The organism is Chryseobacterium amylolyticum (assembly GCF_051011775.1).
GTDB lineage: Bacteria > Bacteroidota > Bacteroidia > Flavobacteriales > Weeksellaceae > Chryseobacterium.
Map to the genome: position 1 here is coordinate 189,476 of NZ_JBPCHX010000002.1, position 11,918 is coordinate 201,393.

Annotated in this window: 4 protein-coding genes; all 4 read left to right on the forward strand. The window is 39.5% G+C overall.

Features of this window, described 5'->3' with window-relative positions:
* Nucleotides 1-20: 20 nt before the first annotated feature.
* The 4 genes from ACR1PO_RS06045 (at nt 21) to ACR1PO_RS06060 (ending at nt 11,657) form a co-directional block, all read left to right on the forward strand.
* Nucleotides 21-2,615 (forward strand): T9SS type A sorting domain-containing protein, encoded by a 2,595-nt coding sequence (locus ACR1PO_RS06045; protein WP_433986170.1) that lies wholly within the window; start codon nt 21-23, stop codon nt 2,613-2,615.
* A 439-nt stretch (nt 2,616-3,054) separates the two neighbouring features.
* Complete coding sequence (rpoB, locus tag ACR1PO_RS06050) at nt 3,055-6,876, forward strand: DNA-directed RNA polymerase subunit beta (protein ID WP_433986171.1); 3,822 nt, start codon at nt 3,055-3,057, stop codon at nt 6,874-6,876.
* Nucleotides 6,877-6,998: 122 nt separating this feature from the next.
* Entirely contained in the window at nt 6,999-11,264 is a 4,266-nt protein-coding gene (gene rpoC / locus ACR1PO_RS06055) for a DNA-directed RNA polymerase subunit beta' (RefSeq protein WP_433986172.1), read from the forward strand.
* A gap of 87 nt (nt 11,265-11,351) precedes the next feature.
* Nucleotides 11,352-11,657 (forward strand): DUF3467 domain-containing protein, encoded by a 306-nt coding sequence (locus ACR1PO_RS06060; RefSeq protein WP_002976436.1) that lies wholly within the window; start codon nt 11,352-11,354, stop codon nt 11,655-11,657.
* The last annotated feature ends 261 nt before the right edge of the window (nt 11,658-11,918 follow it).

The window sequence follows — 11,918 nt, forward strand, 5'->3', positions numbered from 1 at the left end:
CAAACCTTAAAAAAATAGAAATGACCAGAAAATTATTCGATAAATCTGCTGCTATGCTCATGACCTTAGTGATGTCTGTAGTATTATTTGCGCAGCAAGGTTATGAGCCGATCCGCGGGATGGGCGTGGAGGCAAAACCTGTCAATAACTCAGGGATCTGTCTTGCATGTTATAACGGAAGTATGAATCCGGTGGTAGATGCCAGCCTGGATAACAGCGTGAGTATGGGAAATTTTGCTTCCTTGTTAAGTGGAAACGGAATATCTGTAAAAAATAAGAATACAACTTACCCTGCAGGATACATCACCGGTTTCAATGTAGACCTTGGAACAAGTTTTATTACTGTTGATCTTTTAAGCTCATTGAGAATCAGTACTTATAAAAATGGAGTTTTGCAGGAAACCACTACCAGCAGTACACTTTTATCAGTTCCTGCATTCGGTGGAAGCAAAAACAGGATTTTCCTGCATTTTAAAACATCAAAGGAATTTGATGAAGTAAGGCTGTATCAGACTAATGTTCTTTCCGTGTTCAGTGCAATGAATGTTTACTATGCATTTGCATTTGATCCTGCAAAGGTTCCGACAGACAATAATGGTATTTGTGATGATATCATTGCAGGAAGTGGTGTGGATGGTAATGTATCCGGAAGCAGCAGTTTCCTGGCTCCGCTTTCCTATGTTCAGAATAAAGAAAGAATTGGGGATGGAAATAAAAGTTCTTACGGATCAATCGTTCTTCCTGTCGGATTACTGGGATCTTATTCAGTGGGAGTTCTTGATAAAAACCAGGTATATCCTGCAGGCAACAAAGCCGGATTTGTAATTGAGCCGGATGACCAGGGGAAGCTTTTAAGCGCTGAGTTTTTAAAGAATATTACCATTGAGACCTATCTGTATGGACAGCTGCAGGACTCAAAACAGCTGTCTGACGGTGGAGGCCTGATTAATATTAAAGTACTGGGATATGGCTCAGGGAAACAAAAGGTAGCTTTAACAACAACCAAACCTTTTAACGAAGTAAGATTAAAAGTTACCCAAACGGTAGGATTTAATTTGGGAGCATTAAAAGTATACTACGCTTTTGAAGAACCGGTTTCTTGTGAATGTGATGATAAGATACAGACAAGCGGCTCGTCAGTTCCCGGAAATTTGGTCACTGGTGCTTCATGGACATCGGGGCCGGGATTTCTCGGGCTTATTTTAGCTAAAATGACCAATCCGGAGGCTATTGTGGATAATAATCCTTCCAATTATGCCACCGCTACCGTTCCTGCTGCATCTATTCTGAGTATTTTCTCAGCGTTTGCAACAGTAAGCAGCAATACTGTACTTCCTGCCAACACAATGGCCGGTTTCACTGTAGAAAAAGCAGGAAACCTTCTTGGGGTAAGTGTTCTGGAGAATATTACCGTAACATTGTACAACGGAAATATACTGACAGATACTTTTACAAGCTCAGGAAGTCTTATCAGCGGAAATTTTTTCACAACAAACTCTAATAAATTCTATGTGGGAGGAAAAGCGACAAAACCTTTTAACCGTATTAAGATTACTTTCAACAGCGGAACGGCAATTCGTATTCCTCAAAACTATTATATCTACAATGCTTTTGCAAGCAGGGATGATGATAATGATGGGGTTCCCAATTGTTTCGACCAATGTAACGGCGGTGATGACAACATAGATAATAACGGAAATGGTATTCCTGACTGTGCAGAAGGATGTACAGCGGTAAATGACAAATCGCCGGCGTTGGATACGGATGGCGATGGTATCGTAGATGCCTGTGATCAGGATTCTGATAATGACGGAATTCCGGATGCCGTGGAAGATTTTGATAAAAACGGGAAGTTCCAGGATGATGATAATGAAGGGGATATTCTTTTAACTCCTGTACTGGGAGATTCGGTTCCGAATTATCTTGATCTTGACTCTGATAATGATGGTATTTTGGATTTATTCGAATCAGGAATTCCTACATCTGTTATTAATCAGATTGATGCAGACCATAATGGAGTGATTGATGCCGGTGTTCCGGTGGGTAAAAACGGAATTGCAGACATTCTGGAAACTTCGCCTGACTCAGGAGTATTGAAGTATCCGATCAAAAATACAGATGGAGATGATAAACCGGACTTCCTGGACATTACCTCCAATGGCTCAGACCTGGATCTTTATCAGATCGGAAAAGGAAATCTTGATACTTTAGGTGGTGGATTCATTTCTACTATTGATGATAAAGATAAAGATGGTATCCAGGCTGTTGTAGATACAGATCTGGTGAAGAGAGGATCTCCTGATTCCCCGCTTTCACCTTATGCTTCATTATTAAAAGCTGCCAATACTGCAGCAAAAATTACTGCAACAGAAATTACTGATGCGGCGAATGATGTAAAAGTATATCCAAATCCGGTAAAAGCAGGGGAGAATCTTAGAATTTCATCAGCAGAAGAAGGAGTATATACATTGTTCTCAGCACAGGGACAGGCAGTTAAAACAGATAAGTTTAATGCCGGTACAGGTATTGATACATCTTCACTTCCCGCAGGAGTGTATATTATTAAAATAGAAACCCAATCAAAAATAAAATCTTATAAGGTTATTGTGAAATAATCATAGGATTAGCTTGTGTTGTGGAGGGGTTGCTCAATATTGGGCAGCCTCTCTTATTTTAAAAGCCTCAAAATGAGATGATTTATTTGTTATTGTGGATAATTTTTTGTATCTTTGCCCCTCTTTTGGCGCGAAAAATTGTTTGTAAATTTATAAAATACTGAAAATCAGCTCTTTCATTGTGTAAAGCATGGAAGGGATTTCGTGTATATAAATACAGCAGTCATGCTGCCTCAAAAGTAAGAAAAATATTTTGCATTACGCTGTGAAAAGATATACCAGTGTTGCAGTTAGAAAGAGCCAAGTACAAAGTGGAAAGAGCCTAAGGTCTTTCGTGAGCGCCAAAAACACTTCTACCTTTACTTTTACCTTGTTTCTTGTTCTTTTCTGATATTTTTTAATGAATCAAAATATTTTTTAACCCTTTCTTAAAAGTTTTATGAGTAAAACAAAATCAACAACTCAAGGAAATCCGAGAATTAATTTCTCATCAGCGAAAGGAAAAATCATCACTCCTGACTTTTTGGACATCCAAATCGAGTCTTTCAGAGAGTTTTTCCAGCTTGATACACTTCCTGAAGCCAGAAAGACAGAAGCTCTTTACAAGACTTTCCAAGAGAATTTCCCAATTACGGATTCAAGAAACCAGTTCGTATTAGAATTCTTAGACTATCTGGTAGATTCTCCACGTTATTCAATTGATGAGTGTGTGGAAAGAGGACTTACTTATTCAGTTCCTCTAAAAGCTAGACTTAAACTGTACTGTACTGACCCGGAACACGAAGATTTCCAGACTGTGGTTCAGGATGTATATTTAGGTCCGGTTCCTTATATGACACCAAGTGGTTCTTTCATCATCAACGGTGCTGAGAGAGTTATCGTTACGCAGCTTCACCGTTCACCTGGTGTATTCTTCGGACAGACTTACCACGCTAACGGAACCAAACTTTACTATTCAAGAATTATTCCTTTCAAAGGATCTTGGATGGAATTTACAACGGATATCAACAGCGTAATGTACGCGTATATCGACCGTAAGAAAAAATTACCATTAACAACTTTATTAAGAGCTATCGGGTATGAGTCTGATAAGGATATCCTTCAGATCTTCGACCTTGCTGAAGAAGTGAAAGTTTCTAAAGCTGCGCTTAAAAAAGTGGAAGGGAGAACATTGGCTGCGAGAGTATTGAACACATGGTTCGAAGACTTCGTAGACGAAGATACAGGGGAAGTAGTTTCTATCGAAAGAAACGAGATCATCCTGGATAGAGAAACCATCCTTGAAAAAGAACACTTGGATCTTATCCTGGATGCTGGTGTGAAATCAATCCTGATTCACAAAGAAAACAGCAATGAATTCTCTATCATCCAGAATACATTACAAAAAGACCCTACCAACTCTGAAAAAGAAGCGGTAGAGTACATCTATCGTCAGTTAAGAAACGCAGATCCGCCAGATGAGGAAACGGCAAGAGGAATCATTGAAAAATTATTCTTCTCTGAGCAGAGATACTCGCTAGGTGAAGTGGGACGTTACAGACTGAACAAAAAATTAGGTCTTAACATTCCTACAACAACTGAGGTTCTTACCAAAGAAGATATCATTGCTATCGTAAGACACCTTATCGAGCTTGTAAACTCTAAGGCTGAGGTTGATGATATCGACCACTTATCAAACAGAAGAATTAAAACTGTTGGTGAGCAATTAGCAGGACAGTTCGGTGTAGGTCTTTCAAGAATTGCAAGAACAATCAAGGAAAGAATGAACGTTAGAGATAACGAAATCTTTACTCCGCTTGACCTTGTAAATGCTAAGACATTAACGTCTGTAATCAACTCATTCTTCGGTACCAACCAGCTGTCTCAGTTCATGGACCAAACCAACCCTCTGTCAGAGATCACTCACAAGAGAAGATTATCGGCACTAGGACCTGGTGGTTTATCAAGAGAAAGAGCAGGTTTCGAGGTTCGAGACGTTCACCATACTCACTACGGAAGAATCTGTCCGATTGAAACTCCGGAAGGACCAAACATCGGTTTGATTTCATCTTTAGGGATCTATGCAAAAATCAATAATCTAGGTTTCATCGAAACTCCATATAGAAAAGTGGAAGGCGGTAAGGTCGATCTTAATGCTGATCCTATTTACTTAAATGCAGAAGACGAAGAAGCTAAGGTAATTGCTCAGGCAAACGTTGAATTGAACGATAACGGTGATTTCGAAACAGATAGAATTATTGCAAGATTGGATGGTGACTATCCGGTAGTGGAACCTAATCAGGTAGACCTTATCGACGTAGCGCCAAACCAGATTTCCGGTATTTCCGCTTCATTGATTCCATTCCTGGAGCATGATGATGCGAACCGTGCATTGATGGGATCCAACATGATGCGTCAGGCCGTTCCTCTGTTGAAGCCACAGGCTCCGATCGTGGGTACAGGGCTTGAGCAGCAGGTCGCAAGAGATTCAAGAATCTTAATTAACGCTGAAGGCACAGGTACTGTACAGTACGTAGATGCTGACAAAATCGTTATTAAATATGAAAGAAGTGAAGACGAGGATTTAGTACAATTCGAGTCTGCTACGAAAACATACAACCTTACTAAGTTCAGAAAAACCAACCAGAGTACAACCATTACCCTAAGACCAAACGTAAGAGTAGGTGATGTAGTGGAAAAAGGACAGGTACTTTGTGACGGTTATGCTACTGAAAAAGGAGAATTGGCTCTTGGTAGAAACTTAGTGGTAGCGTTCATGCCTTGGAAAGGATACAATTTCGAGGATGCGATCGTAATCAACGAAAAAGTTGTACGTGAAGACTGGTTTACTTCAATCCACGTAGATGAATATTCCCTTGAAGTTCGTGATACCAAATTAGGTATGGAAGAGCTTACAGCAGATATTCCAAACGTATCTGAAGAAGCTACCAAAGATCTTGACGAGAACGGTATGATCAGAATTGGTGCTGAAGTGAAGCCTGGAGATATCATGATTGGTAAAATCACTCCAAAAGGTGAATCTGACCCGACTCCTGAAGAAAAACTTCTTAGAGCAATCTTCGGTGATAAAGCAGGTGATGTGAAGGATGCTTCATTGAAAGCTGACTCTTCATTAAGAGGAGTTGTTATCAACAAGAAATTGTTCTCCAGAAATATTAAAGACAAAAAGAAAAGAACTGAAGAAAAACTTAAACTTGAAGAAATTGAAAACACTTACAAGGCTAAGTTTGATGAGTTGAGAAATACTTTAATTGAAAAATTAAATACACTGGTAAGCGGTAAAACTTCTCAGGGGGTACATAATGACCTTGACGAAGAGATCATCGGTAAAGGTGTGAAATTCACTCACAAGTTATTAACTTCAGTTGAAGATTATGTAAACGTTAGCGGTTCAGACTGGACAGTAGACGCTGACAAGAATGAATTGATCAAACAATTGATTCACAATTACAAAATCAAATACAACGACATCCAGGGGGTTAAAAACCGTGAGAAATTCGCAATTTCAATCGGAGACGAGCTTCCGGCAGGTATCATGAAGCTGGCTAAAGTTTACATCGCTAAGAAACGTAAGCTGAATGTAGGAGATAAGATGGCAGGACGTCACGGTAACAAAGGTATCGTTTCAAGAATCGTTCGTGAAGAAGATATGCCATTCCTTGAAGACGGAACACCGGTAGATATCGTATTGAATCCACTTGGGGTACCTTCACGTATGAACATCGGACAGATCTATGAAACAGTTCTTGGATGGGCTGGTCAGAAACTGGGAATGAAGTTCGCTACACCAATCTTTGATGGGGCAACTCTTGATCAGATTACTGAATATACAGACAAGGCAGGTCTTCCTAAATTCGGTCACACTTACCTTTATGATGGTGGTACCGGAGAAAGATTTACTCAGGCTGCAACTGTAGGTGTTATTTATATGCTGAAGCTGGGACACATGGTTGATGACAAAATGCACGCACGTTCTATTGGTCCTTACTCATTGATTACTCAGCAGCCGTTAGGAGGTAAAGCTCAGTTCGGAGGTCAGAGATTCGGAGAGATGGAGGTTTGGGCACTTGAAGCATTCGGTGCATCTAATATCCTGAGAGAAATCCTGACTGTGAAGTCGGATGACGTGATTGGTAGAGCAAAAACTTATGAAGCTATTGCGAAAGGTGAATCTATGCCTGAACCAGGTATTCCGGAATCATTCAACGTATTACTTCACGAGTTACAAGGTCTTGGATTAGACGTAAGATTGGAGGAGTAAGATATCAGATGTCAGACACAAGATGTCAGACTATGGCACTCTAAGAATTTTATAATCCTTGAATTTGGAATGATGATTTCGTCTGAAATCTGAAATCTGAAATCTAAAATCTAAAAAAAATTATGTCAAATAAAAATAAATCAAGTAGATTTAATAAAATAACCATCGGTTTAGCTTCACCGGAGTCTATTTTACAGGACTCAAGAGGGGAGGTTTTAAAACCGGAAACTATTAACTACAGAACTCACAAGCCTGAAAGAGACGGGCTATTCTGTGAGAAAATCTTTGGTCCTGTAAAGGATTACGAATGTGCTTGTGGTAAATACAAGAGAATTCGTTACAAAGGGATCGTTTGTGACCGTTGTGGAGTAGAAGTTACTGAGAAAAAAGTAAGAAGAGAGAGAATCGGGCACATTAATCTTGTAGTTCCAATTGCACACATCTGGTATTTCCGTTCATTACCAAACAAAATCGGATACCTTTTGGGAATTCCTTCTAAGAAATTAGATATGATCATCTACTACGAAAGATATGTAGTGATTCAGCAGGGTATTGCTAAAAAATTAGACGGTTCTGATTTTGAAAATATGGAATTCCTTACAGAAGAAGAGTACCTTGACATCATGGAAACTCTTCCTGTAGAAAACCAGTATCTTGATGATTCCGATCCAAACAAATTCATCGCCAGAATGGGTGCTGAAGCTGTGGAAGATCTTTTGAAAAGAATCGATCTTGATGCATTGTCTTTCGACTTGAGACACAAAGCTCACAACGAAGGTTCAAAACAAAGAAGAACTGAAGCTCTTAAGAGATTGAACGTTGTAGAAGCATTGAGAGGTGCTAATACAAGAATGATCAACAGACCGGAGTGGATGATTATGCGTGTGCTTCCTGTTATACCACCGGAGCTAAGACCATTGGTTCCATTGGATGGAGGACGTTTCGCTACTTCTGACTTGAATGACCTTTATAGAAGAGTTATCATCAGAAATAACCGTTTGAAGAGATTATTGGAGATCAAAGCTCCTGAAGTAATCCTGAGAAACGAGAAGCGTATGCTTCAGGAATCAGTAGATTCATTATTCGATAACACAAGAAAATCTTCTGCAGTAAAATCTGAATCAAACAGACCATTGAAATCACTTTCTGATTCATTGAAAGGTAAGCAAGGTCGTTTCCGTCAGAACTTACTAGGGAAAAGGGTTGACTACTCTGCGCGTTCGGTAATTGTTGTAGGTCCGAACTTACAGCTTCACGAATGTGGTATTCCTAAAGATATGGCTGCTGAACTTTACAAACCGTTCATCATTAGAAAACTGATTGAAAGAGGTATTGTAAAAACAGTAAAATCTGCGAAGAGAATTATCGACAGAAAAGAACCGGTAGTTTATGATATCCTTGAAAACGTGATGAAAGGTCACCCGGTACTATTGAACAGGGCACCTACTCTTCACAGACTGGGTATTCAGGCTTTCCAGCCTAAGATGATCGAAGGTAAGGCAATCCAGCTGCACCCGTTGGTAACTACGGCCTTCAACGCCGATTTCGATGGTGACCAGATGGCGGTACACTTACCGTTAGGACCAGAAGCGATCCTTGAAGCTCAGTTATTGATGTTAGGTTCTCAAAATATCCTGAACCCTGCAAACGGTTCTCCAATTACGGTACCATCTCAGGACATGGTTCTTGGTCTTTATTTCATGACTAAAGAATTAAGCTCTACTGATACCATGAAAGTAAAAGGAGAAGGTCTTGCATTCTATTCTCCTGAAGAAGCGGAAATCGCTTACGCAGAAGGAAAAGTTTCCTTAAATGCTAAGGTAAGATGTAAATTACCTGTTAAGGAAAACGGAGAAATTGTAACAAGACTGATCGAAACTACTGTTGGTAGAATCCTGTTCAACCAGATTGTACCTAAGCAGGTAGGATATATCAATGAACTTCTTACCAAAAAATCATTGAGAAATGTTATCGGTAAGATCCTTGCTGATACAGATTTCCCTACAACTGTGAAGTTCCTTGATGCAATGAAAGACTTAGGGTATTCAAACGCATTCAAAGGAGGTCTTTCTTTCTCACTTGGAGATATCGTAGTTCCTGTTGAGAAAAAACAGATGATTGCACAATCAATCGAAACGGTAGACGAAATCAGAGCTAACTATAACATGGGTCTGATTACAGATACAGAACGTTATAACCAGGTAATCGACGTTTGGACTAATACCAACGCCGGATTAACTGAAATGATCATGAGCAGAATGAAAACTGACCAGGGTGGTTTCAACTCTGTATACATGATGCTTGACTCTGGGGCGAGGGGTTCTAAGGAACAGATCCGTCAGTTATCAGGGATGAGAGGTTTGATGGCGAAACCGCAAAAAGCTGGTTCTACCGGAGCGGAAATCATCGAAAACCCGATCCTTGCCAACTTTAAGGAAGGTCTTTCGATTCTAGAGTACTTTATCTCTACCCACGGTGCCCGTAAAGGTCTTGCGGATACCGCTCTTAAGACAGCCGATGCCGGTTACTTAACGAGAAGATTGGTAGACGTTGCACAGGACGTTATCGTTACAGAAGACGACTGTGGAACACTAAGAGGTACAGAAGTTACTGCACTTAAGAAAAATGACGAGATCGTTGAAAAAATCTCTGAAAGAATCTTGGGTAGAGTATCTCTTCATAATATTTACGATCCTGAAACAGATGAATTAATCACTGAGGCTGACCAGGTAATTACTGAGCAATTAGCGAAGAGAATTGAAGAAGCCGGATTAGAAGCTGTTGAGGTTCGTTCACCATTAACTTGTGAGGCGAAGAAAGGTATCTGTGCGAAATGTTACGGTAGAAACTTAGCAACAGGTAAGATGATCCACATGGGCGAAGCGGTAGGTGTAATTGCAGCACAGTCAATTGGGGAACCGGGTACTCAGCTTACGTTGAGAACTTTCCACCAGGGGGGTACTGCAGGAAACGTATCAGAAAACCCATCTATCGTGGCAAGAAGAGATGGTATCGTTGAAATGGATGAAGTAAGAACAATTACTTCTGAAGATGAAAACGGTAATACTGCTGAGGTTGTGGTTTCTCGTTCAACAGAATTCAGATTAGTTGCTGATAATGAGTCAAGAACTCCATTAATGGTAGCTAACGTACCTTACGGATCGATATTATCTGTAAAACCGGGTGATAAAGTGAAGAAAGGAGATACAATCTGTAGATGGGATCCGTATAACGCGGTTATCATTGCTGAAACTTCAGGTAAGGTAGAATACGAGGATATCATCCAGGGTATTTCATTCCAGCTTGAAATTGACGAACAGACAGGATTTGAAGAGAAAGTAATCTCTGAATCCAGAAATAAGAAAGCCGTACCTACCTTGAAAGTGGTAGACTCTAAAGGAGTTGAGCAAAAAGCTTACAACTTACCGGTAGGAGCCCACTTGATGGTTAACGATGGCGAAAAAATTAAGGCTGGTAAAGTCTTGATCAAGATCCCGAGAAAATCTGCAAAAGCAGGGGATATCACCGGAGGTCTTCCGAGAGTTACCGAATTATTCGAAGCAAGAAACCCTTCAAACCCAGCGGTTGTTACTGAAATCGACGGGGTAGTTTCTTACGGAAAAATCAAGAGAGGTAACCGTGAACTTATTGTTGAGGCTAAAACTGGTGAAAGAAAGATTTACCTGGTAAAACTTTCCAACCAGATTCTTGTTCAGGAGAATGACTTCGTAAGAGCAGGTTCTCCGCTTTCTGACGGTTCTATCACACCGGAAGATATCTTAAGAATTAAAGGTCCAACAGCCGTTCAGGAATACTTAGTAAATGAGATCCAGGAAGTTTACCGTCTACAGGGGGTAAAAATCGACGACAAGCACTTCGAAATTATCGTAAGACAGATGATGACGAAAGTATCTATCGTGGATGGAGGTGATACTCAGTTCCTTGAAGGAGCTCTTGAGCACAAGTATGATTTCTTGGAAGAAAACAACAGAGTATTCGGTCTTAAAGTAGTAGTAGATGCTGGTGATTCTAAAGAATTCAAACCAGGTCAGATGATTACTGCAAGAGAATTAAGAGATGAAAACTCTAAGTTGAAGCGTGAAGATTTAGCATTGGTAGAAGTAAGAGAAGCTCTTCCTGCTACAGCAACTCCTGTACTGCAAGGTATTACAAGAGCTGCCCTTCAGACTAAATCATTCATGTCTGCAGCATCGTTCCAGGAAACCACTAAAGTTCTTAACGAGGCAGCAGTTGCTGGTAAGATAGACGATCTTAACGGTCTTAAAGAAAATGTAATTGTAGGTCACAGAATTCCTGCAGGTACAGGTCTTAAAGAGTATCAGAACGTTATTGTAGGTTCTAAGAAGGAATTCGAAGACCTTAACTAAAATTAATGATTTGAAATTTGGGATTTGAAATTATTTTTATATTTTCACAATCTCAAATTTCGAATTTTAAAAACATAATTTATAACAATGGACAACAATCAAAATCCACAAGACGGAAACATCAACATCGAATTAAACGAAATGGTAGCTGCTGGTATCTATGCTAACCTAGCTTTAGTAAACCACTCTCCATCTGAATTTGTAGTAGACTTTATTCAGTTGATGCCAGGTGTTCAGCAGGCGAAAGTAAGATCAAGAGTAATTCTTGCTCCACTTCACGCTAAAAGAGTATTAAACGCTCTTCAACAGAACATCGCTAACTACGAGCAGCAGTTCGGAGAAATCAAAGAAGTTGAGCCTTTCGTATTAGGAGGAAACAACGTTCAAGCGTAAGATTTCTTTTACAATAAATAAAGAATGCCCTGGTTTTTATCAGGGCATTTTTTGTTACCTGCTTTTTGCATATAATTCACTAATCGGTTTCTTTTTTCATTTTTTTTTATTTTTCGCAATTTTATTTTAAAAATATACTAAAAAAATGCAAATAACTTAATTTAATACATTAATGTTAATATTTTGTTATAAATTATTAATAATTCATTTAAATTGGTTAAATAATCCATTTTTCTTTATTAAATTTGTAAAAAATTGAAT